22 protein-coding genes are annotated in these 25,635 nt (G+C 50.0%); 10 read left to right on the forward strand and 12 right to left on the reverse strand.

The features are described from left to right. Positions 1-14: 14 nt before the first annotated feature. Positions 15-1,754, reverse strand: coding sequence for a CotH kinase family protein (locus R3B84_02170; GenBank protein MEZ6139353.1), 1,740 nt, complete (start codon positions 1,752-1,754; stop codon positions 15-17). A 213-nt stretch (positions 1,755-1,967) separates the two neighbouring features. On the opposite strand from R3B84_02170, the gene R3B84_02175 reads away from it, so the two are divergent. Beyond that, entirely contained in the window at positions 1,968-3,077 is a 1,110-nt protein-coding gene (locus R3B84_02175; GenBank protein MEZ6139354.1) for a hypothetical protein, read from the forward strand. A 226-nt stretch (positions 3,078-3,303) separates the two neighbouring features. Then, positions 3,304-4,224, forward strand: a complete 921-nt coding sequence (locus tag R3B84_02180) for a hypothetical protein (protein ID MEZ6139355.1) — start codon at positions 3,304-3,306, stop codon at positions 4,222-4,224. Between the two features lie 547 nt (positions 4,225-4,771). Here R3B84_02180 and R3B84_02185 read toward each other — a convergent pair. Next, positions 4,772-5,272 (reverse strand): hypothetical protein, encoded by a 501-nt coding sequence (locus R3B84_02185; protein ID MEZ6139356.1) that lies wholly within the window; start codon positions 5,270-5,272, stop codon positions 4,772-4,774. Between the two features lie 209 nt (positions 5,273-5,481). Here R3B84_02185 and nadD point away from each other — a divergent pair, with 209 nt between their 5' ends. Together nadD and solA are read left to right on the forward strand one after the other, a co-directional pair. Beyond that, positions 5,482-6,093: a nicotinate-nucleotide adenylyltransferase gene (gene nadD, locus R3B84_02190; GenBank protein ID MEZ6139357.1), complete on the forward strand. Its 612-nt coding sequence runs from the start codon at positions 5,482-5,484 to the stop codon at positions 6,091-6,093. A gap of 205 nt (positions 6,094-6,298) precedes the next feature. After that, on the forward strand, positions 6,299-7,429 hold the full coding sequence (solA, locus tag R3B84_02195) for an N-methyl-L-tryptophan oxidase (protein ID MEZ6139358.1): 1,131 nt from the start codon (positions 6,299-6,301) through the stop codon (positions 7,427-7,429). Between the two features lie 39 nt (positions 7,430-7,468). Here solA and R3B84_02200 read toward each other — a convergent pair whose 3' ends face one another. Further along, the gene (locus R3B84_02200) at positions 7,469-8,377 is read right to left on the reverse strand and encodes a sugar phosphate isomerase/epimerase (GenBank protein MEZ6139359.1); all 909 of its coding nucleotides are present in this window, start codon (positions 8,375-8,377) and stop codon (positions 7,469-7,471) included. A 156-nt stretch (positions 8,378-8,533) separates the two neighbouring features. Here R3B84_02200 and rsmH point away from each other — a divergent pair, with 156 nt between their 5' ends. Beyond that, the gene (rsmH, locus tag R3B84_02205; protein MEZ6139360.1) at positions 8,534-9,433 is read left to right on the forward strand and encodes a 16S rRNA (cytosine(1402)-N(4))-methyltransferase RsmH; all 900 of its coding nucleotides are present in this window, start codon (positions 8,534-8,536) and stop codon (positions 9,431-9,433) included. Then, positions 9,418-11,169 carry a hypothetical protein gene (locus R3B84_02210; GenBank protein MEZ6139361.1) on the forward strand — a complete coding sequence of 584 codons (1,752 nt, stop codon included), beginning with the start codon at positions 9,418-9,420 and terminating at the stop codon, positions 11,167-11,169. Before rsmH ends, R3B84_02210 begins: the two co-directional genes overlap by 16 nt. A gap of 12 nt (positions 11,170-11,181) precedes the next feature. Here R3B84_02210 and R3B84_02215 read toward each other — a convergent pair whose 3' ends face one another. Both R3B84_02215 and R3B84_02220 read right to left on the reverse strand, forming a co-directional pair. Further along, the gene (locus tag R3B84_02215; protein MEZ6139362.1) at positions 11,182-11,868 is read right to left on the reverse strand and encodes a protocatechuate 3,4-dioxygenase; all 687 of its coding nucleotides are present in this window, start codon (positions 11,866-11,868) and stop codon (positions 11,182-11,184) included. A gap of 75 nt (positions 11,869-11,943) precedes the next feature. Further along, positions 11,944-13,257, reverse strand: a complete 1,314-nt coding sequence (locus tag R3B84_02220) for a PQQ-binding-like beta-propeller repeat protein (protein ID MEZ6139363.1) — start codon at positions 13,255-13,257, stop codon at positions 11,944-11,946. 568 nt (positions 13,258-13,825) lie between these two features. On the opposite strand from R3B84_02220, the gene R3B84_02225 reads away from it, so the two are divergent. Then, positions 13,826-14,215 carry a DUF4190 domain-containing protein gene (locus R3B84_02225; GenBank protein ID MEZ6139364.1) on the forward strand — a complete coding sequence of 130 codons (390 nt, stop codon included), beginning with the start codon at positions 13,826-13,828 and terminating at the stop codon, positions 14,213-14,215. A 216-nt stretch (positions 14,216-14,431) separates the two neighbouring features. Beyond that, complete coding sequence (locus tag R3B84_02230) at positions 14,432-14,989, forward strand: hypothetical protein (protein MEZ6139365.1); 558 nt, start codon at positions 14,432-14,434, stop codon at positions 14,987-14,989. 98 nt (positions 14,990-15,087) lie between these two features. Here R3B84_02230 and R3B84_02235 read toward each other — a convergent pair whose 3' ends face one another. Further along, positions 15,088-15,495, reverse strand: a complete 408-nt coding sequence (locus R3B84_02235; protein MEZ6139366.1) for a polymer-forming cytoskeletal protein — start codon at positions 15,493-15,495, stop codon at positions 15,088-15,090. A gap of 97 nt (positions 15,496-15,592) precedes the next feature. On the opposite strand from R3B84_02235, the gene R3B84_02240 reads away from it, so the two are divergent. Then, a complete protein-coding gene (locus tag R3B84_02240; GenBank protein MEZ6139367.1) occupies positions 15,593-15,925 on the forward strand; it encodes a DUF1805 domain-containing protein in 333 nt (110 codons plus the stop codon). A gap of 36 nt (positions 15,926-15,961) precedes the next feature. On the opposite strand, the gene R3B84_02245 is transcribed toward R3B84_02240, so the two are convergent. After that, entirely contained in the window at positions 15,962-17,068 is a 1,107-nt protein-coding gene (locus R3B84_02245; GenBank protein MEZ6139368.1) for an HD domain-containing protein, read from the reverse strand. Positions 17,069-17,442: 374 nt separating this feature from the next. Beyond that, complete coding sequence (locus tag R3B84_02250) at positions 17,443-20,220, reverse strand: tetratricopeptide repeat protein (protein MEZ6139369.1); 2,778 nt, start codon at positions 20,218-20,220, stop codon at positions 17,443-17,445. Positions 20,221-20,537: 317 nt separating this feature from the next. Between R3B84_02250 and R3B84_02255 the strand changes: the two genes are divergently transcribed. Further along, positions 20,538-21,401, forward strand: coding sequence for a hypothetical protein (locus tag R3B84_02255; protein ID MEZ6139370.1), 864 nt, complete (start codon positions 20,538-20,540; stop codon positions 21,399-21,401). Here R3B84_02255 and R3B84_02260 read toward each other — a convergent pair whose 3' ends face one another. The 4 genes from R3B84_02260 to R3B84_02275 are packed head-to-tail and all read right to left on the reverse strand — an operon-like array spanning position 21,402 to position 25,328. Then, a complete protein-coding gene (locus R3B84_02260) occupies positions 21,402-22,640 on the reverse strand; it encodes a glutamate-cysteine ligase family protein (protein MEZ6139371.1) in 1,239 nt (412 codons plus the stop codon). It abuts the gene before it with no gap. Positions 22,641-22,668: 28 nt separating this feature from the next. After that, a complete protein-coding gene (locus tag R3B84_02265; protein MEZ6139372.1) occupies positions 22,669-23,064 on the reverse strand; it encodes a hypothetical protein in 396 nt (131 codons plus the stop codon). Between the two features lie 49 nt (positions 23,065-23,113). After that, the gene (locus R3B84_02270) at positions 23,114-24,601 is read right to left on the reverse strand and encodes a RimK family protein (GenBank protein ID MEZ6139373.1); all 1,488 of its coding nucleotides are present in this window, start codon (positions 24,599-24,601) and stop codon (positions 23,114-23,116) included. Next, complete coding sequence (locus R3B84_02275; GenBank protein MEZ6139374.1) at positions 24,594-25,328, reverse strand: cysteine peptidase family C39 domain-containing protein; 735 nt, start codon at positions 25,326-25,328, stop codon at positions 24,594-24,596. Before R3B84_02275 ends, R3B84_02270 begins: the two co-directional genes overlap by 8 nt. Positions 25,329-25,635 lie beyond the last annotated feature (307 nt).

A 25,635-nucleotide genomic window follows, 5' to 3' on the forward strand; every position in this document is an offset into this window, starting at 1 on the left:
TGCCCTGGCACAGATTATTTGCCGACAGCTTTTTTCACTTCTGCGTGGTTCAGTAGATAACTACGCCGGGCATCAAAAAATCCTTTCAAACTGCTTGAAGAAGTAGAATTTGGATCGGTTTCTGTGAGGAAATTTTCATAGGTAGAGAGCTTTTTCACATCGTCTTTGACGATATCTTTCACCAGATCGCGGGAACGTTGTACCACTGGTTGCAGATTTTTCCAATCAAAGTCGTCGTGGGCTATCTGGTAGATGAAGCGGAGATATTTTTCCCGCAAAGCAGGAACCGCTAACAGCTTACTGCGTAATGGTTTACGACTGTCTGTTATGCCCACCAGCGGATCAAGTTGCACCCCACCCATGCCACCGGGGCCTCCCGGACCTCGCCCAGGGCCGCCGGGACCAAAACCAGGCAACATCCCTTCCATTTGTTGCTGTTGATCTTTGGTGAGGATTTTCGCCATGGAACGATCAATTTCCTCCTGAAGATCTTTCAGCGATGCACGCTGTTTAGCATCCAGCCCAAGCATTTCCTGTACAAACCCTGGCATCACCTCGGTTGGCCGGGGTGGGGTGAAACCACCAGGCCCGCCTGGGCCAAAACCGGGTCTTCCGAGACCACCCGGACCAAAACCACCTGGCCCACTGCGGCCAGACCGGAAGGTTTCGTTCATATCGTGGGGAATGATGTGAAAAACCCCCTTCTCATCGCGGGCAATGCTGAAATCGCTGGCACGGGTCCAGTAGCCATCTTCATTGGAAGTAGCAACATCTAAAGCAATAAACCAGAGCGTGGATTCTATGTCCAGTATGTGTCGCAACTTCTCCTCCAACTGTTCTGGTGGGGTAGTATTCAACACTTTGCACAATTCGATTAGTGCCTTCCAGTCTTCTTCACGATCTTTCGATTTGATCTGGAAGCGTCGCTGATAATCCTGAATGTTGTCGCCCGTGTATTCCAGCCCACCATTGCCGTTGGGGCTTCCCTTCACTTTCCAGCGGGCACCTTTAGTGGAGCCGTAGAAATCCTTCAGAAAATCTTTGTTAAACTGTTGTGTATTGACAAACAAGCCCCAGTCTTCGCCATTGATGACGACCCGCACAAAATTGCTTTTGGGTGCGGCAATATGCTTTCTTGCAATATGCGAATATAGGAATGTGTGCATCATCGAAGCATCGGTGTGGGCATTCAACAGGTTCAGCGTGCGATAACCAAGAATGTCCTGTTTCTCTAACGCCATATCCACAGAAAGGTTCAGCGATTTTTTGTAGCCTGATGGCACCATCATCAGCGAGGTCATCCCACGGTAGCTGATACCGACATTTTCGTATTTCTTGCCATCCACCGTTACGGTGGCGGGTACTTCCACATCTGTGCGAACGAAATCGCTTAATTCTTTTTCCCAATCGGGGCTGTTGAAATTAATAAAAATTGTTCGCACGGTTTCAGGATCGTAAAGATCCTTGCTGGTTGATTTTTTCACCTGATCAGGAGTTATCTTCTTCCCTTCCTGTGGGGGATTTGCAACCATCCCACCTCGACCACCCGGTCCAAAACCACCACGTCCGGGATTGGTGGCGGCAACTCGTCGGGCCTCACGACGTTCTTCATCATTCAGCCAGTCGTTGCCATCCTTGTCAAACTGTTTCACCAGTGGGCGATCCCCCGCCTGGGGCCCGAATCCGGGTGGTTGAGCAACAACTGAAATTCCAAAAAGTGCTAAAGCACCACAAGAAAGGAACCATATCTTCATGAAAAATCCCATCGCCCAGAAATGTAAAGACTTCATGAAGTTTACTGAATACTCATTGACTTTTCGGACTCACTGTGGTCCGCGATCTGAACAAATTTCAAGAATGAAACAATTTTAATAGCCCCCAGAGAAATATCGCAGATCGATATTTCATACTGGAATCTGCTTTGTCCGTCCTTGCAATCCTTGTGGGGCGGCAGAATAATAACAATTATGTTATCTAAGCAGCGATTATTGCACCTGCGTGTCCAACAAGATGGCCTGTTGTACGAAAATGTGCCCATTTTGTGGTGTGCGGATACTATTTGGATCGAAGGTACACTGAAACTGCCTGTGGGGGCTCGTAACAAAGCGGAATATCGCCTGCATCTCGCCGATGGTAAGCAAGTGCAGGCAACGCACCTGAAGCAAATTGACAATTCAGAGCGGTTTCGCCTGATTTTTCGCCTGCCCCCACCTGCAAATACTACTTCTGCAGTGGTGCGTTGGCGTCAACACGAAGTTGGTACCATTGAATTGCCCGTTGTTTCCAAAGAGGAGTACAGCCAGCACCTTCAGCTAGACGGGGCTTTTTCGCAAATTTGGGAAAATGGCACTACGAACATGGGTGGCACCTTCATTTCTGGCCAGAATCATGGCTGGATCATTCACACCACCATCCAGCACCGTGTGGGGTTGTATGGGCTTTCAGAACTGCCGATTGTATTAGAGCTTTCTCATGAAGCTGATGTGCCGCACCACTGGGATTTGGTGCTGCCAAAGCACCTGCTGCGTGGAAAATCAGCCCAGGTTCCGATATTTTTGCCCAGGTTGCCTAAAAAAGCGATTAACTATCATGCCACCTGGTCTGTCGCAGGCGACGTGCGGCACAGTCAAAGGCTACAACTTCTTACGGCAAAACAGTTTGTGGCGAATTTACGACTCATTTCGCAGGTGATGGTGGGCACGCACTCTCAGTATCCAGTTTTTCTACTTGGATCTACCAGCCCACGTGGGACAGGGAAATTCGGCTACGAGCTTATTTTTCAGGCTTCAAAAGAAATGCCTCCGGTGCCACAGACTGGCCAGTGCACCATGGAAAATGGTTTGCTGGTGATTCGCGGAACAGAACTTACCGTGGATCAGTTCCGTGGTGATCATCGCTATTGGTTGTTGATCGAAGGCAGACAGATTACCGAATTGACACCCACATCAGCACCTGTGGTCAAATTCGATGCAGAAGGTGGCTTCAGTACCATCTTTGATGCGGATTTCACCTGGAATGATGCTGCAGATGAAGAGTTGTACGATCGTCTGAGTAAAATCATGAATGAAAACTCATAAATTTGTCGCGCCCACTAATATGTGATTGAAATTACTTTCCCTCGTGGGCAATAATCCAGGTAAATTGAACCGATTGTGACGACTTTTCGGATTAGGAAGAAAAATATTTGTGCCACTTGGTGCAGATTTGGTGGATTGTGCCCGGAATTCAGCTTGGCCGCATTATGCTGTAGATACGAGTAATTGTGTCAATCGCTAAAGAACGAACATCAAGGAGAATAGAAACATGCGACGCACGACAGGGATGGCTTTTGTGCTCGCCCTTGGCTGGGTGACTGCAGGAGCCTCCGACGCCCGAGCTGGATGGCACCAGGCTTTCCAGACGAGCTGCTGTGGGGGAGAATCTTCCACAAGTACTTACTTTGCCCCCACGCCACCTCCCACGCGGTGTGCGAAGATTGAGTACGTACAACGGTGCTACTATCAGCCCGTAACTACTTACAAAATGGAAACTTACCAGGAACCGGTCACCAGCTACCGTCGCTCGTTCTATTGGGAACCAGTCACCAGCTACCGCTATTCCAGCTACTACGATCCCTGCACAGGGTGCTGCCAGCGAGTGGCCAAGCCGGTCACCAGCTACCGCCTTCGTTCACAGTGTAACGCCGTGCAAAGTTATGTTCAGCGTTGTCGCATGGTGCCTGTCACCGAAATGCGAAAATCTTACTACGTGGAGCCGGTAGTTACTTACTCCGATCCTTGCAACAACTGTAATCCTTGCGACACGCCGAGCGCAGGCCCCACACCAGGGGTACGTGAAGAAAACACCAACCCTGGTACTGGTGGCAATCAATCGGCTGAACCACCACGGATTGATCCCCAGGGGATTCGTTATCGGAAGCCACTGCCAGCAGCACCGAAAGTAGAGCGTTTGGCCAGTCTGAAACAAGCTGGGAAACTGGAAGGTACTGTTGTATTTGACGACCGAATTACCCCACGTGCCAAAACCGTGTTGCGTTTTGTGAATGCAGAACGCCCCACCGAAGTGGTGGTAACCAATACCGACCACGCGGGCACCTTTGATGTGGAACTTCCCCCAGGTCAATGGCAACTCTACCTGCCCACAGAAAATGGCAAACCGGCTTACCACAGCAAACTCGCGGTGCAGGCAGGTGATGAACGACTGGTAAAACTGGTCAGCCGATAATTGCTTAGCGACCATCGAAGTGAAAAAAAATGTAACTCCAATCTGTAAATTGATTGGAGTTTTTTATTTGGGGCTGGAGAAACTGTAAGTCACTTTTAGTTATTACCAGCTGTGCTCAACTGCATACAATTGTGAAAAGAATTTTTGAATCTGCGGCGTATTGTAAGTGTCAGCTGTCTGCCCGAATTTCTTGCAGACGCCGATCGAAAACTTCACGATAGTTAGACGGGTCGCCATGGCGATTCACCATCGATTCATAATCTCGCCAGAACCATTCCTCGTCAAAATTGCGGAAGTCATTGCATGTGAATGCTGCCAAATTGTGCAACCAATCAGCTAACGCCCCTGCACGCGAGATCTGTTTTCTGGTACGACTTATTGCAAAGAGGTTGAGAAACCGCAAGGGTCGATAAGTGTGCCACTCAATACTCCGAATTTCGAGAAATGCCTTCAAAATTAGGTAGCGATAGGCGTTTTTGCGGTGCTCATCCATCGTTTCACGGTGTTGTTATGTTAATACCAAATCATATACAGAGTTACCAGAAAACTATTGTTCTCCACTTTCTGCTTCAGCGTTTTGTTCGGCGTCTTGCTGAACCTGACGAAGAACCTCCGCCCTGAACCTCAACTCCTTGCCCGCGAGTGGGCGAATCGCATCAGCACGCGCTAGCAGTTCAGCTGCCACACCACATGATTCGGCCCGAGTGCCATGTTCGCGTACGAGTGCGGTTGCGACCGCAACGAGCTGTTCTCGTTCAGATTGATGGATGAATCGGTCTTGTAGTTTTGTCATTAGCTCCTGAAGTGGAGGTAATACACGATAACCTAATGCAATAAGGTTCTTTTCCGCAGCATCAATCGCGGGGTGCATCAAATCGTCATGAGGGTCGAGGGTTATCAGTAACTCGAATAACTCAATAGCTTCCTGTCTGCTACCGTCACGGACCATTTGCTCAGCGTCGAACGCGAGATCGCACATAGCCTGAGAACGTTCACCAGGATCTGAAATCGTAAGAGCCTCTTCGAACCATTCTTTAACCTTGCTCACCAAGTTGCCTCCGCCACTAACCTGAAATCAACTCAGTTGTCTGCTTCTAACACAAGCAACTACGCAACAAAAATTTCATTCTACTGTCGCATTATACGGCATTCCATTACGCCTCGCTGCACACGCAGAACCCTACTAAAAGTTAGTTCTCCTGTACCTTCACTGCCCAGCAATAGAATATCTGCTGTTGTTTGCTGTGGGGAAAGGGAATGCAAATTGGAATACTCGGTGGTACGTTTGATCCGGTGCATTTTGGCCACCTGTTGATGGCCGAACAGGCATTGGAACAGGCACAACTGGATCAGGTATGGCTGATGCCCAGTGCCAGGCCACCCCACAAACTGGATGCGGTGATCAGTTCTTTTGATCGGCGGGTCGAAATGCTGGAATTTGCGATTGCGGGACTGGAAAAACAGTTTCGCGTCAGCACGGTCGAAGCGGAAATGACCGGCCCCAGCTATACTTACGCCACGTTGGAAAAACTGTGTACGATGCATCCTGAACATTCCTGGCACCTGATTATTGGTCAGGATAGCCTGAATGAGTTCCCTACTTGGCGGGAACCTGCCAAAATCTTAACGATGGCCCAGTTGCTGGTGGTGGCGCGTCCGGGTCAGGAGACAATTTCACCAGAAGAACTGGTGACCAAAATCGGTCTCCCACCGGAAAGCCAGCGAAGCATTCAGTGGATCCAGATGCCATTGGTGGAATTTTCGAGCACCGACTTGCGAAATCGTGCCCGCCTGGGGAAATCGTTGCGATTTCAGACCCCCCACGCCGTCGCGGTGTATATTCGCGAAAAAAAACTGTATCTGAAGTGACAAGAAACGATATTTTTTCCAAAAAAATCTATTTTCATCAATCTTTTTCTCAAATCACGCGTCTTATTAGCATGGATATAGTTTCACTAATGAGGAGACTTTCATGATTACGACGTAGGAACAAACAACTCATCTGCAGTTCCCAGCAACTCCCACTTCGCTGCTGGCAATTAGAATAGACGAAAAGCAATACCAGGTGGGATGAATGGGGAAGCAGGTTGCAGAAATTGCGGTCGTCGGTGGGGGCATCATGGGCAGTGCCATTGCCTGGCAACTGGCTCAGGCTGGTTTGCGCCCTGTAGTTTTCGAGCAATACACTTCTGGCCACCAGATGGGCAGCTCTCACGGTGCCAGCAGGGTCATTCGAACTGCCTACTTTGAACACCCCACCTACGTGCCGATGGTGCAGCACGCTTTTCAGCAGTGGGAAAGACTGCAACAGGAAACTGGGCAATTACTTCTTACCCACAGTCCATGCATTAACATTGGCCAATCGGATGGTGCCCTGGTTGCGGGTGTCATGGCTTCTGCCAAACAACATCAACTTGCAATAGAACAGCTTGCAGCACCGGATTTGATGCAGCGTTTCCCACAATTTCACATCCCGGATGATTTTTGTGGCGTACTGGAGCACCGTGCGGGCATTCTGCATGTCGAAAATTGCCTGAATGTGCTGCAAGCCAAAGCAACCCAGGCCGGGGCCACGTTTGTCGAAAACGCAGTTCTCAAGCAGATTCTGCCTACAGACAATGGGTTTGAACTGCATTTTCAGGATGGCAGCACCTGCATTTCACCCCAGCTAGTTGTGTGTGCGGGTGCCTGGCTGCGGGGACTGATGCGGCAACTTGGCAGCAGTCTTCCACTGACGGTAATGCGGCAAACGATGCACTGGTTTCTGGATTTTCCCTTGGGTAATTATCAGCCAGATCAGTTTCCGATTTTCCTGGTGGATAGCCCACAGGGAATCTATTATGGTATGCCGATGATTGATGAACTTGGTGTGAAGGTGGCACAGCACTACGGAGCACCGGAACTGTTGGCACCACCTGATGATCGGCATGGAATGCCTGATGATGCCAGCACAACGATCAACTTTTTGCAGCAGTGGTTGCCGGGGATCAGTGGAAAGCCCCACCTAAGTAAGGTGTGCTTATATACGCTGACACCGGATCGGCATTTTCTGATTGATCACCATCCGGACTGGCCCAACTTGATTGTTGCGGGTGGCTTTTCAGGACATGGTTTTAAATTCGCACCCACGATCGGCAAAATGGTGCTGGAAATGGTACAGCACCGTTCCCCAACGTGGGATCGTGATCTGTTTTGCTGGCGTTGAAAGATGGGAATGATGAAAATGAGAGGAAACTCATTAGATTTACGCAAAAAACTGATGCAGGTACCGATAACTTTGTACCAGCGATTGTTTTCTGCTTTCCAGCGTAGCTTCAAACACCCGGTCTTCCACCTCGACGCACACGGCACCCTGGTAGCCTGTATCGGTTAACTCGCTGAAAAACCGGCCCCACTGAACATCGCCCAGACCAGGGATTTTGGGCGTGTACCACTTCAGCCCCATCGAACCCACTTCATAAATCCGGTCGGGATCAATGCGGGTATCCTTCGCGTGCACGTGGTAGAAGCGTTCGCCGAATTCACGAATGCACCGCAGGTAATCGATATGCTGAAACACCAGGTGGGATGGGTCAAAATTCAGTCCTAACGTTCTACCAGGAAAGGAGTTAAAGAGCTTTCTCCAGATCGCTGGCGTGGTGGCCAGATTCTTACCACCTGGCCATTCATCGCGGGAAAAGAGCATCGGGCAGTTTTCGATGCCAATTTTTACCTGGTGCTTGCTGGCAAAATCCACAATTGGCCCCCACAGATCGAGCATTTCCTGCCACTGATCGTCCACCATCCGGCTGGGATCACGCCCAATGAAGGTGTTCACCACACCAATTTGCAGTGCCGCAGCGGCTTCAATCACTTTGATGATGTGCTGGGCAGCATCCGCACGCACCTGGGGGTCTGGGTCGAGTGGGTTGGGGTAGTATCCCAGGCCAGATATCGAAACCCCCGTGGCAATGCACGAGCGTTGGATGCTGCGGATTCTGGCTTCGGAAAGGGTTGCTACATCGATGTGGGTCACCCCCGCGTAGCGTCGTTCGGCCTTTCCCACCGGCCAGCACATTACTTCCACACACTGGTAGCCAGTGCGTGCCGCAAACGAAAGATGTTCTTCTAAAGTCCATTCCGGGAAAAGTGCGGTGACATAACCTAATTTCATCGTGCAGTATCCTGTGCTGTAAGTTACAATTCTGGACGGCAACTTCTCTGGTTTTGTATCTTATGGGTAACCCCCCAATGTAATGGGAAAGTCGCCAGATTGCCCAATGCAATCACTCCACAGAAATCGCCCTTGACCGAATACCCTAGTTCAATTATGTCTCCAGATCGAATCCATCATGTTTCGGTAATGGTCGAAACAGCGTTAGATTTACTCGACCTCCAACTGGGTGAAACCTGGGTGGATGCCACCACAGGGGTCGGTGGGCACACAATGGCACTTGCTGAACGGGTTGGCCCGCACGGAAAAGTGATTGCCGTGGATCAGGATGTCACCATGCTGATGGTGGCAAAACAACGCCTGGCACACTACCCACAGGTGCATTTTGTGCAGGCAAACTTCGATCAGTTGCCGGAAATCCTGCATCGACAGGAACTTACGGAAATTGACGGTTTATTTGCCGACCTTGGGTTCTGTTCGGATCAACTGGCAGACCCGAACCGTGGGATGAGTTTTTTGAAAGATGGCCCATTGGATATGCGGCTGGATAAAAGTATCGGCAAAACTGCTGCAGATATTGTGGCAGAAGAAAATGAACAGGAAATCGCCCGTATTTTGTGGGAATATGGCGAAGAGCGGAAAAGCAGGCGAATTGCCAGAAAAATTGTGGAGGTGCGACGGCAAAAACCGATCCGCACCACCCTGGAACTGGCACAATTAGTCCGAACTTGTGTGCCCAAAGAACCTGGCAGGTCGTTTGACCCAGCCACCAGGACTTTTCAGGCATTGCGGATTGCCGTGAACGATGAATTAGGCTCGCTGGAGCGTTTACTCGCCTGCCTGCCACAGTGGATCAAGGAAAATGGCCGCGTGGGAATGATCAGTTTTCATTCTCTGGAAGATCGTGCGGTCAAACATGCATTCAGAAATCGGGAATTCTGGGAATCAATGACTCCCAAACCGATCAGTGCAACTGAGGATGAAGTTCGTAGCAACCCACGTTCGCGCAGTGCGAAATTGCGGGTGGCAAGGAGAAAAGGATGTCTGACCTCTTAAATCCCGTGGAACCGAATAACCCGGTCAATAGTCATATTGTTAAACCTGCAGAAACGCCTGTTGCTGCACCTCCCAAAAAGAACTGGTGGGCGAAGTTAAGCGAAAAACAACGATTCGCAGTTGTTGTAGGTGGTTCTCTGGTGGCACTGGTGGGTGGGGTCTATACTGCCAAAGAATTTGTTGGTACCACCGAACCGAAAGCGAATGTGGCAAAACCGGTTGCTTCAAACCCACCAGCAGCAGAAAATCCTGCTACGAAGCCCAAGCCAGGCAGTCTGACGGAAGATCTCGGAATGCCCGTGATCCCAGCCGCCAACAACGGCAAGGATGAACTGGCATTACGACCCGCACCTGCGTTGACCCAACCTAAAATAGAGATTCCATCGATCACTATGCCCAGCGTCCCACCAGTGGAACCGGGTAAGTTACCTGATTTCAACGTCCCAAAGGTTCCAGAATTCAAAATTCTGCCAGCGGGTGCAGAAGAACCGATCAAATCACCTGCTACTGAAGTAAAAGTACCTTCCTTACCACCATTACCTGGTGGGAACGAGATTGCACCACCCAAGCTGGATGTGACACCGGCGAAAGTGGAAATGCCCCCGTTACCAGGTGGCACCGGCGCAGCACCGACACCACCTGAAATTAAGGTGGAACCACCAACAATTAAGTTGCCCGGCTTCAATAACGATACCAAACTTCCACCGACGGCAACACCGGCCCCAGAATTACCTCCACCTCCAGGCATGGGCATTCCCAAGCTGCCGGAACCCACACCGCCGAGCCTGGAAAACAAGCTGCCAACATTGCCGGAACCTGGTAAAGCTAGTGATCCCAAATTGCCCACGTTGCCGGAAGCAGCACCGAAAATCGATGTCACCCCACCTTCACTCGGTGGGGGTAGTCCAAAGTCAACTGTGCCTGCTGAATTGACAGTACCCGGCTTGCCCCCACTACCAGGTGGTGGGTCAACCGAACCGAAACTGCCCGGTACGGAGATCAAAGTACCGGAACTGGAGCCCAAGATCCCCGCAGTGGATGTGGGAGCACCCAAACTGCCGGACAACACGGGCATTCCGAAAGTAACTGTAACACCAACGGTTTCTCCAATGCTGCCAGAAGTGGGAACACCCAAGCTGCCGGACAATACGGGCATTCCGAAAGTAACTGTGACACCCGCGGTTTCTCCAATGTTGCCCACAATAGGTGCTAAGAAAGATACCTTTGAAGAAGACTGGCACAAGCCAGCAAAAGGCGATAACTATACGTCGCTGAGCAAGACATATTTCAATACGGAGAAGTATGCTGCTGCACTGCAGGCTTACAATCGCGAAGGGAACAAAGCACAGGATGGAATCATCCGCATCCCACCAATCTGGGTGCTGGAAGAAAAATTCGGCGGCCTGATCGACGATCCGGATATTCGCCGCACCAGCAGCAATGAAACGGTTCCGACGGTAAAGCCAGCACCGGCAGAAACGCCCAAGGTGCCGGAAATTACCCCACCGAAGTTTGAACCGATTGAAAAGCCGGCACCAGAACCCATTGGTTCCAGCCAGCCGATGAAAAGCCAGAAAAATATCTACACAGTGAACGATTCCCGCGGGGAAAGTATTCGTAGCATTGCCGAACGAATCTATGGCAATGGGAATTACTGGAAGAGACTGCTCGATCTGAACCCCAGCCTCGACCCCACTTTGCCTGTACCTGCAGGAACGCAACTGCGGGTTGAGTAAGGGTTTCCAATACTACCCACGCTTCGGTGGGAGTTTCTTCTCATCTGGTGTCACGCCCACCACGATATCAAAATTGGCTGCCAACTCACCAATTCGCGATTCTTTGATCGGTTTAAAATCAACCAGCAGCGTTTCGCGTAATTTGGCATCGCGGATCTGGCGGAATAAACCATCTCGCTCATTTCCGGGATCGCCCTTAATCAGCATCTGCGTAGTTAACAGCCGCTTCGTTCCCTGCTTCACAATAAAGTGAATGTGCGGGGTGCGGCCCGGATATGGCACTGGCTTAATGGTGCGGAAGTAATATTCCCCCTTACTGTTGGTCAGAAACCGGCCATAGCCCTGGAAGTTCTTGTCCCGCTTCATGCCATTGTCCGAACCACTATGCAGGTAGGCACCGTTGTTGTCGCACTGCCAGATTTCCACCACAGCGTTTCTCAGTGGGGTGCCAGCCTGCGTCATTACCTTCCCAGTAAGGTGGGTCACTGTGCCCAAGGCCGGTGTTGATCCATCGTTGATGTTCAACAGGTCGTTATCCGTATCCAGGGGTAATTTATCTGGATAAAACGGCCCCTCCGTCAACGCTGCAGTGCGTAATAGCTCTTCTGCAAATGCACCCGGCACAAACCAGGCTGCACCCAGCACAGCCGCACTTCGAATCAACTGACGACGATCCTGTAATACACGAAAACTGTTCATCGATTTGTCCTTCTAAATGACTTTTCTCATCCTAGCGAGAGATGGGGAACGATCCATCCAATAGTTACAGTGCTGTTACTTCTTTTCTGCCACACAATAAAGGTGGGCACTGGAACGAATATAAATTTTACCATCCGCAATGGCGGGTGTGGCACTGAAATCTTCGGTATCTGTAGTAACACGGTTGACAGCAAGTTGTTCGAAATCGTCGCCCAGTTTCAGCACGTATGCATCGCCAGAGCGGGTGATAAAGTACAATTTGCCATCTGCTGCAACGGGTGAACCATAATCCTGACCCCCACGCCCACCTGCTGTGGGTCGTCCACCAGTGCCACCACCACTGAGACGTTCGGAGTAAATATTCTTGCCGGTTTTGGCATCCACGCAATATGCGGTGCGGCTGGAAACATAATAGATGCGTTTGTCAACGACGATAGGGGTACAAATGCGGTTTCGGTCGCTGGATTTCCATAAAAGCCCACTTTGAGAAACATCCCCTTTGCCACCTGCTTTAATCGCAATGGCACCACCAGAGCGGCCTTCAAAGCCATAGACGACTGTGCCATCGGAAACCACGCTGGAACAGTAAGAATCGGTGGGTAAACCACCAGCATACCAGCGTAACTTGCCATTTTCCGGATTAAACGCCCAGATTTCGTAAGGCACACCAATCACAATCTGTGGGTTGTCGGTATCTTCACCCACAATCACTGGTGTTCCCCAGGTGCTGGCAAAACCACTTGCTTTGGCTTCCCACTTTTTCTTGCCGTTGGATTTTTCCAGTGCCACGAGAGATTGGCTTTCCGCACAGGCGGGAACAATAACCAGGTCTTTGAACAGCACAGGACTGGAAGAAGAACCCCAATTGCGGCCATCGAGACCAGAGCCCACTTTGGTGTTCCACAGTTTTTTACCTGCCAAATCGTAAGCAAAGACGCCAGATTTGCCGTAAAACACGTAGACAGCTTTTCCATCCGAAACCGGTGTGTGGGAGGCATAACCATGTTCTGCAAACATCCCACCGTAGCGGTCTTCAGGCAGTTCGGCAGGTTCACTGACATCCCAATCGATTTTGCCCGTCGATTTGTTGACGCACACCAGGTGGCGTTTCAGCAATTTCTGATCGGTTTCCGTGCGGGAGGTGCCATAACCCGACCAACAGGTTACAAATACTTTGTCGCCCACCACGATGGGGCAGGATGAACCTGGGCCAGGCAATTTCAACTTCCAGGCCAGGTTACTGGTGGGGCTCCACTTACTTGGGGTGGGTGTGGCATCGGGTGCCACGCCAGAACCGTTCGGTCCACGAAAACGCAACCAGTCGGCAGCAGGTAAAGTGGTGCCCAGGCACAATGTGGAGAAGAGTGCGAAAAGCCAGAAATGTTTCATTTGAACCTCCAAGGTGAAAAATTGACCACTACGCGCACCAGTATATGCGTAAACTCATGAGAATGCGGTGAAACTACCCACGTGCGTTTACTGTGGTAGTGGGGCTGATTGGGACTCTTCAGGTCCCTGTTTACCCGTTTGACCCACGCAAAATGGTGATTTTGCGACACCACTCACAAGAGAAATACTTCCAATTGATGCACAAAGTTTCACAAATTGGAAAATTTATTTAAGTCATTCAAAAATAAGAACTTACGACGAATTTTCTGGTGAATTTTAAAAGAAAATCGGAATAATATCCAAAAATAAGTGAACTAAATTCCATTAATATTCGTTTAATTTGGTGTGAGTGCTATAAGAACGCACCAACAGGAGTACAAGCTAGAACCAATCAAACCACACAATTTGACAGTTGTTGTAATGAAAAATGGTTTTTCGCTGAAAACCCGGTTGTTACCAAAATGGGCGTGCTGTACCATCGAAATAGTTTGGGATGGCAGTAAAAATTAATTCGTAGGTCCCTTCTTTCACTGGTTTACTCGCAGTCAGAACGTGGAGGTTGATATCGATGGCAAAAGTACGTGGCTACGGTGATGGTGATTACGACGACGATGAATATGACGATTTGCCCCCACGTCGAAGGCGAAGATATGACGACTATGATGATGATGACTACGACGACTACGATGATCGCCCACGAAGGAGTCTGCAACCCCACCGTGGAGCGATCATTCTGGTATTTGGTCTGCTTGGATTTCTAATCTGTGGTTTTTTTGGTATTGCTGCCTGGATTATGGGCAAAAATGATCTTGCTGAAATGAAACAGGGTCGAATGGATCCTGATGGTAAGGGTCTTACTCTAGCAGGCTACATTCTTGGCAGTATATGCGTGATTATGAATGTGCTTGTAATCATTGCAGTGGTAGCCGTGATCTTGCTCGACAAAGCAGCCAATTAATTAAAGCAATCTCATCAATTGCCTTCGGCTTTCCAAATTTTTTGTAATATTTTCAAACTTGCCACTGAATATACTATTGGTGCGAGCGTCTAACTGCTTACAACAAAATGTAGGCAATTAAGTGCCGCACAGGATCGTGGCTGGTTGAATGTACTCTCTAGTCACTGCGGAAGTGGCGACAACCAGCGATATCTTGAAATTAGAGGAGTTGTTGGAATGAAGAAGCTTCTGAGCGTAATCACCGCATCTATCGTGCTGTTCGCAGCAAGCAACCTGAACGCAGCCGAACTGAAGTCCGGCCCTCAAGTTGGCGAAAAAGTCCCCGGTCCTTTCCACCCTTTAAACATCAACGGTGAAGACGCTGGCGAAAAAGCATGCCTGTTCTGCAAGAACGGCAATGCACCTGTTGCCATGATTTTTGCTCGCAAAAACACCCCTGAGCTGATGGCATTGGTCAAGAAAATTGATGCCGCCACCGAATCCAACAAAGCAGCCAGCATGGGCAGCTTCGTGGTGTTCCTGAGCGATTCTCCTGAAATGGAAGCCGAACTGAAGAAAGCAGCCAAAGAAGCCAGCTTGAAACAGTGCGTGCTGAGCATTGACAATCCCGCAGGCCCCAAAGGCTACAACGTTGCTAAAGACAGCGATGTAACCGTGGTTCTGTACCGCGCTCGCACCGTGAAAGCTAACCACGCTTTCAAAGCTGGCGAACTGAACGAAAAAGCAATCGAAAAGATTGTCAGCGAAATCCCCAAGATTCTCGAAGTTAAGTAATTAACTTGTGAGATTCTTTGTGTTAAGTATCTGACACATCAAGTAATTCTGTACTACGTTGGCTCCGGATTTTCCGGAGCCTTTTTCATTTCCGGCGATTACTTGTTCAGAACTCCCTCAAAGAACCCAAAGAAGAAAAGTGCGGCTGCATAGGACTTTTCCACACCTTTCGCCTGACCGATGATTCGACCATTTTTCCGGATATCGCCATTATCTTCCACTTTGCCAACAATTCTGCCATCCACTCGAACGTCGCCATTATTTTCTAATTTGCCCACTAATCGGCCATCCTTCCGGATATAGCCGTTCGATTCAATTTTTCCGGTGAGCTTGCCACGCACCCTGATGTAACCGTTCGATTCAAATTTGCCCACAATCTTCCCATCTAGGCGGATATCCCCACCCGATTCTACTTTGCCAATAATCCGCCCATTCAGTCGCAGGTCTTGTCCAAATATGCATGGGGTAGTCAAAAGCAGTGTCAATATTGCAAACTTGGGTAACATCAGGTGCGTCTCCGCCGGAGATTAATGTGGATCTGGTATCAGGTTCATTATAACAACTGTTAGTTCTGGCAACGCACCGAATATTAGTGAGGATTTAATGAGTTTATCCCGGCTCGTGTTTCGCCAGCAGGTACTGCAGACCCCACATGGGGCAGTGTTGGGTAGCAGTTATCGCTGGCCAGGTGGGCAATATTGTGCCATCCATACCGATCGAGGAATCATCGCCTGTGGCTTGTACGATTGTGCCGTTGCAACCCGCTTTGGTATGATCCTGGCAATTGCCCGCGGTACTCCAGAACTGCCACTGAAAGAACCAGAGGACCTTTTTCAGTCGGTGATTGTCGAAGTGAGCGCTGACGCCCACGAACGTGGGATTACAACGGGGATGACTGGCCTGCAAGCGCTGGAAAAACTACTTGCCGATGAATGATAACATTCCAGGTGCCCGCTCAATGAAGGCGGCTGCTTATCCACCCAATTCCTGTTCTAACTGCCGCAGACAGTTCAGCATATTTTCGAGCGAATCGACCGGTCTCCCGGGTATGCGACCATTAGTGTCGCATTCGCGGAGGAGCATCAGATCTTCAAAATCGTCGTGTTCTTCGAGCCGTTTTCTGGCTTTGATCCCAAGTGACCCATCTTTTATGGCCAGTGCGTCCATGTGGTGCGCAATCAACCAGGCTGTCCGTTCGGTAATCAACCCGTCCAGTGCTTCCAGACCAGCGTTAACGTGGTCTCCAGGGTCGATCCCTTTGCCCACATCGTGCAGCAGGGCTGCCAGCAGGAACTCTTCATCCCAGGGTCTTTCGCGGCGGGCCAGTTCAAATACCTGCTGGGAATGGTACAGAACATCACCCTCCGGGTGATATTTCGGGTTTTGCTTCACATTTTCCAGCGATTGAAGTAGCATCTGGAACAGCAGAAACCGATCGACCTCATGTGCCTGATTCTCCAATTCATCCTGCACATCAACCCCTTCGTATTCCTTACTTAGAAACTCCTCAAGTTCTCGGATGCTGACACGTTCGATTGCTTTGCCAGTGATCGAGCTTTTAAAGACAAAGTGGCAGAGATCCTCGGCGTATACAGTCAGTTCCACCGGAAAGCGATCGCGGACATGGATGTGAGTAAAGATTCGCGTTTCGTTGTTCTTGCGAATTTCCTTTCGCTCCACCTCGTAAGGGAGGCACTGATCTTCTAGAATCGCGGTGATTGCTTCAACGGAATCGGAAAAAAGGTGCAGATCAATATCCGATCCTTTTCGGATATGCCCCGTCAGGACGCTGCCGATCAGACGCGGCTTAAATAACCGCAACAGGTGCATCATCTGCAGTGCGTGAAAACGCATGTCGCGAAGTCGGTCCTGTCTCGATTCACCCTCATGCAGCGTGGCCAGATGCAGGATCAAATCCCGAATTTCGGCATTCTTTGGTAAATCGGATGGTTTGACGTTGCCCCGACAAATGATTCGGGCTGCCTTGCGTTTCGCGTTAAAGTATTCTGTTTCGGTTCGCTCGTACATCAGCCTGGCGGCTTCAAAAGCGATTGCATGCCGCAAACGGGCATCTGCCATAGTAGAATGCGTCGGTATTTTTTAATGAGCCTGTCCAGAGCCGACGCGAAGCTCAATCATATTGTACCACACATCGCTATGTAGGACAATGAACTCCAGATTCAGGGATGCTTTTGACTTTAACCTTGGAAAAAATTGCAACTGTACATTCTTGTGGCAGCATTTCAACGCGAGGAATGCAGAATGAGATGGAGCGAAGCCTAATGTGTACCGATATCGTAGAGGCGCTGGCGGGGGACTCCCAAGTAAGTTTGAAATAGGAGACATGATAAACAGAACAGCCCGAATTCCCACAAAAGGGGGAATTCGGCTTTGGGAAAACAGGCGCCACAGGTGCCACCGTCCACATGTTTAGGAAGGTGCAACAGAAAGTGTTACTGTTCGAATGAATCAACTTTATGGCTGGCTTCAGCCACCACCTCAGCCAGGGCTTGCTCGATTTCTGATTCAGTGCGGCCCATGTCTTGGAGCAAGAGGGTGTAATTCTGTGTCGCGGATTGCAGATGTGGGTGCGGGTGCCCGGTTCGGAATTTGAAGACGAAGAAGATCACAAGGTGCCGCCGCATCAGCGGCTCGGCCTCGGCCAACCGATTAGTATCCTGCAGTAACTGAGCCAGATTGTTCAAAGCTGTCGCGACTTGTGGGTGATGCTCACCTAACGCTTCCTCCCAGATTTCCAGAGCCCGACAATAGAGTTGCTCGGCTTCGGTTAGCTGTTTGGTATATTGCAGTAACTGAGCTAGGTTGTTCGAAGCTGTCGCGACTTGTGGGTGATGCTCACCTAGCTTTTTCTCCCAGATTTCCAACGCTCGTCTACAGAGCGGCTCCGCCTCACACAACCGGTTCTTTGCCTTGTATAACTCAGCCAAGTTGTTGAGGTCTCTGGCGACATTAGGGTGGTCTGGGCCATAGTTCAGTTCGTCAATTTTCAGGGCCCGTTTTATCAGAGGTTCAGCTTCGTTCAGGCGATTCGTTTCATATAATAAGGTCATCAAGTTGTTCAGATCGATGGCAACGACAGGGTGGTCTGGGCCATAGTTCAATTCGTCAATTTTCAGGGCCAGTTTTATCTGAAGTTCAGCTTCATTCAACCGATTCGTCGCTTGCAGTATCTTCGCTAGATTGTTGATTGCGGCAGTATAGTCTGAAAATGGTTTACCATCTAGATTTTCAAGGATGTTGATCACGTCTCTCATCAGTGGCTCTGCCTCGGCTAGACGGTTTGCCGCTTCCAGTATCAGAGCCAGGTTGTTGAGGTCTCTAGCGACGTTTGAGTGTTTGGTTCCGAAGTAATTTTTATCGATGGTGAGTGCCCGCCGAATCAGCGATTCGGCCTCAGCCAACCTATTCGTATCCTTCAGTAACATCGCCAGGTTGTTTAGAATTCTGGCAACATTGGGGTGATCTGGCCCAAAGCTCTGTTCATCAATTTCGAGTGCCCTTCTTATCAATAGCTCGGCCTCAGTCCACTCGAATCGTGCATGCAAATACAGCGATAAGTCATTCATCAATCGAGTAGTGGGATAAGCGAGGTTCGCTTTGTCCGCAATAGCGGTGATTGCGAATAGGTGCGGTCGGGCTGGTGTGTAAACATCTTGCCAATTCCGTACATCGTGCGGTTCACCGACGCAGAAACTATTCACCATCTTCAAGCTACGTTCCAGCCAGCCGAGTCTATCCTCTTCCGGCAGGCGATACTCGGTGATTTCCTGCACGAGTCGATGCATTGAAACACTGCGTTTGTCTTCAGTGCGCGAAAGCAGGGAATATGTTACCAGATTTGCAATCCCGTCCTCGGCATCAATGACCAATTCGTTTGGCTCGTTCTGAATCTTCAGTATCATTTCGACCGGAATCGGTGCTGGGGCGAGCCAACAAAGGGTGTGCAGCAATCCACGGCCATCAGTACTGAGTTCCTCAAACGTCAACGACCAAGTTGTGTAGACATTGTGTGGATACTTGCCTAGCAACTCAATTTTTGAGTTGAGAACTTTGTCTTCATGCTTCTTCCAGCGTTCGCAGTACGTCCCAAAACTGATAGCGTTGGTGGCGATAAATGCCCCAGCCTGTTCCAGTGCCAACGGTAAAAACCCAAGATCATCAGCCAGTTGCTTCGCATCGGCATCATCTGTTTGCAGCTTACTTCGCTTTCCATCAGTACGTTCCATCAGGAATTCGACAGCCGACTGCTCATCAAGAACATCCAGTTTTACTTCTTCTGCCACCCCTTGCCAACTACTCATTCGCGAAGTGATTAATACATGGCCATTTGTAAGATTGATGACTTCTGCATCAACGGCATCTTTCGCCTTTGTTGTGTCCACATTGTCAAAGATCAACAGCCAGCGGGCAGTCGAACGGAGCCAATGTCTTACTGCTTCATACTGTTGTTCTGGGAGTACATCTAGTTTCAAAACAGTGATAAGGTTGGCAAGATTGCTTCGAAGACTTTCTGGGGTGTCCGCTTTTACATAGAGTCTCGCTGAGTATTCGCTGGCAAAGCGATAGGCATACTCGATCGCAAGGCGAGTTTTGCCGACACCACCCAAGCCGTGAATGGCTTGATTTGCCGTAATAACTGCCTTGTTTACAGACCTTTTCACGAGAGTGCTGTGCAAATCTGTGAGAGTTTGATTGCGACCTTTAAACAGCGAACCTAACGGCAGGAACGGCATGTTGTGCCAGGAAAACCCGGAGAGGTACGATTTGTCGATTGATTGCAGCAGGCTCTCTTGTGAATCGAATGTCCAGAAGAGAAAGTCCGCCATACCACGAACGTACTCTACTTGCAAATAATGATGTGGATCTTCGGCTTTGTCGTAGGGATCGAGTGGACAATCATCTGTGGCGATAAAGCGGAAAACAGGCTTCTGCATTTCCAGCGCAATGTCGTATTCCAGTTGTGTGTAAGAACGCCAGAATAGATCCTCTGGCCAGTCTGCTGGTTTGGCTCCAAATACCGGGCCGATGAGCAGTACAACGGCGTCACAGGGGGCTATCTGGTCGGCAAGCATGGGTGCAATCTTAGTATGCACCATTGGGAACTCGTCTTGAAGTACGGCATCGTGGCCAAGGCTGCGAAGTTTTTCTGCAACAGCTAAACGATAGGACTTCAACCCTTTGGTGGTTGCACTGACAAAGATTCTGGGCATGTTGAGCACTCCGGATTGGGTGGTCTGGTCGTACCTGTTGCGATCAGGCAGTTCACCACATGCCTAGATTATACCAAACCTCGGGAAAGCGTGCTCTGTGGGCAACCTGCCACAAAATAACATTACATATAATCATATTTCATATAATTAACTTTCATGTCGTGTTTATTCTTGTAACAAAATAGGCGCTGTGGGCAAAAAGTAACTGTTTTACTCTTTTCCCACCCGAAAAAGGTGGGGTAATTGCACCATTCTCATAACTGGAACGATCGCTATTGTCGATAAAATCCTACATTCTTGCAGTTAGAGGGTTTTTCATGATCTTCCTCCGATCACTGACGATAGTCCTATCCGTGGGCACCATTGTGCCTGCATTTGCCACACCGCCTGGCAGTGGGGATCGCTACCCCGCGATGACGACCACGATGAACCAGCACCCCACAGTGGTGCAGGTTTCCCACACTAAGTTTCAACCGATTTCCTATCAGTCCACCACGTCGCTGGATCGGTACATGATGCCCAATCAGGTGGGGATTCCCCACCGCGTCAGTGTGGTGGCATCGCGTATTCAGCCGGGTGCCTATCTTGATCCTAAAAAATTGTCGCAACCAATCGTCACACCGGAACTGCCCCCCAGCCAACCAGTGGGAACGCACCCAGCGATGGGAAGTTATCCGCAAATGGGCGATTCCTGCGATGCGGGCTACGGTGGCTGCCACGGTTGTGGTACCCACGGAAGTTGGTCGTGCCACCACCATAATTGGGCAGATTTCCTGCATTATCGCTCAACAACGGGAAAGACACCATGCGTCATTCCTGCTTACCGTCCATCGGTTCAGGCTTATGTGAACCCATATCAATATCGCTGGAAACGATTGCCCAGCCCTGTTCGGGCTGTAAGTGATTGTGGTACAGGCGTTTGCGGCATCCACGGGCACCAATGCACTGGTCACGCTTCCGGATCTGCATGCAATGGCATGCCTTACTGCCAGGGAACCCCACCCGGAATTGTGCATCAGTTGCATATGAATAGTGGCTATCAGGCAGGAGTAAGCTATCCTCAGGCGGGGATCACCGGCAGTGCGATCCCGCCTGACTATCAGATGAACGTGGTGCCTGGTCTGAAGTTCAGTCCGGGTGGTTCGCCGCTGGCAATCCCCGGCCCACAGTCGGGTCGGTAATCACTTTCCAGCCACCTTGGGCAGAAAAGCAAGCCCACGGTGCAGGCAATCGGCCAGTTCCAGATAAGTATCACGCAATTGGGTGCGGCTGGGCTGGGTGCCTAATACGTGCACCAGTCGCTCTGCCAGCGTGCCGTGGCGGAAAACGATTTCCAACTCTTCCTGAAATGCCAGCACAGGACTATTGTTTTGTGCCACAAGTTGTTGGGAAAGCTGTTCCCACAATTCCAAGACGGTGCAGGAGGCGGTCACTCCAAAAATTCTCATCAAGTTTTCATTTTTGAATGTGGTGGCACCTGCATGCTGGATTGTGTGTTGAAACAGCGTAACCAGTTGATCTGTAGGTATTTGCCTCATTTCCAGTGCAGAGTGTTTCGCAATCAGGTGCTTGACAGTTTCTACCACCAGCGTGGCAATTGCCAGATCCATGCGTGGGTTTTCCTGCAGATCAATCAGCCGGATTTCTATCGAACCACGATCGAAGCGAGCAATTGCCCCACGTGCGTTGGACCATTCTGCCCGCAGTGTGCCACTGGGATCAAACGTGGGCAGTGCCGCACGGATTGGCTGGTAGACCACGTCTTCATATTCCTGCTGGCTGGAAATTGGCTCCGGAACAATGCTGCCCGTCAGCACAGAAATCTGGGCACAGTGCGTGCGGTAGTGCAGCAGGCGACTATCGTAAAATCCCGTTGCCTTGCCTTCTTTGTAAGGGGAACTGGCAGCCAACGCTGGCAACAACGGCAGCACCAGTCGAATTGCCGAATGAAGACGATCGAACTCTTCATCGCCAGTAAACGGCAGGTTGATGTGCATTGATTGCAGATTCAGCCAGCCGTGGGAGCGACAATTAAACAGTCTGTCAAATGTCTGATAGATCTCACTGCCTTCACCCGGCCATAACCCAGAATCGACGGTGGGATCCATCCAGGGGTGCATTGCCGTCGGCAGCAGGCAGCACCCACGATCTTGTAAGAACTGGTTGGCCCGCTGAACTTCTGCATGAAATGCCCCCACCAGTGGGGAAATTGCGGGCTGTGGCTGTGTTGTTTTGAATTCAACCACGTGGGCAGCCAGTTCGTTCGACCACGATATCGGTTCGTGTTCCCAATCGCTGCTGGGCTGTCCATTCACATCGGCAAGCAGATCAAACACCGCAGGGACCACCGCACCGGACGTGGCATTGACCACCATATATTCCAGTTCGATACCCACCACGTCGAAGAGATGATATTTCATAAGGAACGGTGTCCAATATCCAAAAAATTTATTTGTTATGAGTCAGTTGCGTACGATGCCTACGCCTTCTAAATACGATCACGGACCAAATCAGTGTGAGATAGAGCAAATCGCTGGCTATGAAGGTGTACAGGTGGTGAAAAGGAACAATTAATTCAAAGCCAAGATAAAACAATATCACGCCGACAGGATCAACGATACTGAAGAGTACATTGGCAACTATTACAAGAATTGTGTACGACTGAGGCCATATAAGCTTAATAGCAATAAATCCTATACCAATACCAATAATAAAAAAGTATACAGCACCATGTCTCGCTACGAAACCAAGCGGTGTATTCCATTTGGTCAATTGCCAGGTCAGGAAATCAACTGAAATTTCTAAGCAGCGATTGGCTAGTTTCACCATTCTTTGCAGTTTCATTCCGACATTTCCTTTCATGAAAGGAGTCCCACGTCGAAGAGATGATATTTCATGAGGAACCTCGACGTCGACGCGGGCGTTTGCCATGTTCCTGATTTTCCAGCCGACGTGCAAAGGCGGTGGCAATCAGATCGTAGAGGAAATCCCCAAGTTGGGCATCTTCAAAACCCGCATCAATATTGGGGTTATCATTTACTTCGATAATCACCGGTTTCCCGCCGACCACCTTGATATCCACACCAAACAGGCCATCACCAATCAGTTTTGCGGCACGCACTGCCAGTTTTACCACCGCTTTAGGGGCCTTTTCTACGGGCAAGGTATCCACAATGCCGTAATCGGTTTCACCATCTTTCTGGTGGTTGATCACCTGCCAGTGGCCATCCGCCATATGGTACTTGCAAACATAGATCGCCTTCCCATCCAGCACACCTACTCGCCAGTCGAATTCGCTGGGCGAAAATTCCTGTGCCACAATTAAGGCGCTGTCTTCCAGCATCAATTTCGCTTGTGCCAGCATTTCCGTGGGGGTAGAAACCTTCTTGACACCCAGTGAAAACGCACTATCAGGCATTTTCAGCACGCACGGCAGCCCCAGGGTGGGGATTAACTGATCCAGATTGTCGCGGTGTACCACCATCGTCTTCGGGGTGGGGATATCGTGTCGCTCCAGCAGTTCCGCCAGAAATACCTTGCTGGCACACCTCACGATTGCTTCCGGTGAATCGATGACGACTAACCCTTCGCGGGCCGCACGGCGGGCAAAACGGAACGTGTAATGATGCACCGATGTGGTGGTGCGGATGAACAATGCATCGAATTCCTTGATCCGACCAAAATCATCGCTGGTAATCAATTCCGCAAAAATATCCTGATCGCGGAACGCTTTAATGAATTTTTCAATCGCTTTATTGTTCGAAGGGCGGTTTTTTTCATCCGGATCGATCAATAAACCCAATGACCAGCGTAAGTTAGGCATCGTCTGCCCTTGAACGCGACGCTGTTTGAAGAATTGCTCTGCCGAAACAATCAGATCACGGTGGTGCGTTTCCGGTACTTCCTCGGTGGGGATTGGCCGCACCGATTTTAACCGCCAGCCATCGCTGGATTTACGAAAAAATGCCCGGATCAACGGTGCGGGAAACAGCCCAAAGATACGACGCCCCAACTGTCGATCCCGTTCGGCCAGCGTGCGGCCAAAATAAATCGACAATTCGAAAGAATCCTGCGGGATCCGACGAAGTGTCTGCTGGATTAAATCGTGTAAGTGCTCCAGTCGTAAGACGTTAGGGCCTTTCATATCCTGAATTGTCAGAATGTCCGGCTGGGGGCGATGCCCACGTGCTTCTGCTTGTAACGAAACGTAATATCCCACGCTCTGATAGGTGTACGATTTACACAAATTGAACACGCGGGCGTTCAGATCAGAATCGTATTCGGTGCTGGTCAGGTACTGGTGGGCAGGGACCACCCTGGCACCTTCTATTCGGTGCGGCCAATCGGCCAGCCGATTGACAATAATCAGGTTCTCAGGCATCGCCATCCTCGGATCGAGGCTCGATCACCAACAATTTTGCATCGTTCGTCATAATTCCCAACATTAAAGCATTAAAGAAACGTCGAATTGGCACATCGTAATTGTGCCGACCCGGAAACGGTTTTTGCAGCAGTGGATCTGCAATGTCAAATCGCCTGCGGGTGGGATCAATACCATGCACCACTACAAAATGCCCAGTGGGCGTGCCGGTAATGTCATCAGGAATTGATTGTTCGTTGTGCCACCGTTCGCGGGTCGAGCGGTAGAGCCATGTACTACACAATCCAGCGATGACGGGGATCCGCTGCCGTAAAAATCGGCTGATCAGTAACGTGGCAGGTTCTCGCATCAGAATTTCCCCACCTGCATCGAGGAAATCCAGATATGCACGTGCGTGAACATTCAAACGCTTTGTTAAGTGTCCTGCTTTGATTTGCTGCCACAATTTTGTCCGCAGGTCGATGGTGCGGGAAGCAAACCAACTGGGGTCAAAAAGTTGCAGGTCGCAGGTGTAGATCCGGGCACGCAAGCCCCGTTTAATGGCATCATGGGCCAGGTAGACGCTATAAGTTCCCCCACCATCCATCTGTTCGACTTCGCGCAGCACGCGGGGCAGGCTGATTTCCAGATCCCAGTAACGGTAAATGGAATGCAGGACCGCAGGCCCACAGGTAGTCTCTGTGGGTTGTGGCGTAACTTTGAACTTAAGGTGAATCGGTTTGGTCAAGGGAAATATTCCGCCTGCTTCCTGCTGCGAATCATCTTAGCACCATGGCAAGGGGTGAAGCTGAAATTTGTTACAAGCACAAAAATGAGATCGCTATCATTTGTTGCCGGCAGCACACTTACTGGGCTGTTCTGGACGGATATGGTGCTACGTTTTTTTGAATGAATGATGTACTGTGCTTCCAAATTCACCTACGGCAATGACCTACTGCCACTGATTTAACGACTAACACAATTGGAGCACACGTAGTATATTGGTTGTCTGATTGTCGTTTGATTGTTATTTTTCTGGATTGTCAAAAAAATCG

It is taken from the genome of Zavarzinella sp. (genome assembly GCA_041399155.1).
Taxonomy (GTDB): Bacteria; Planctomycetota; Planctomycetia; order Gemmatales; family Gemmataceae; genus JAWKTI01.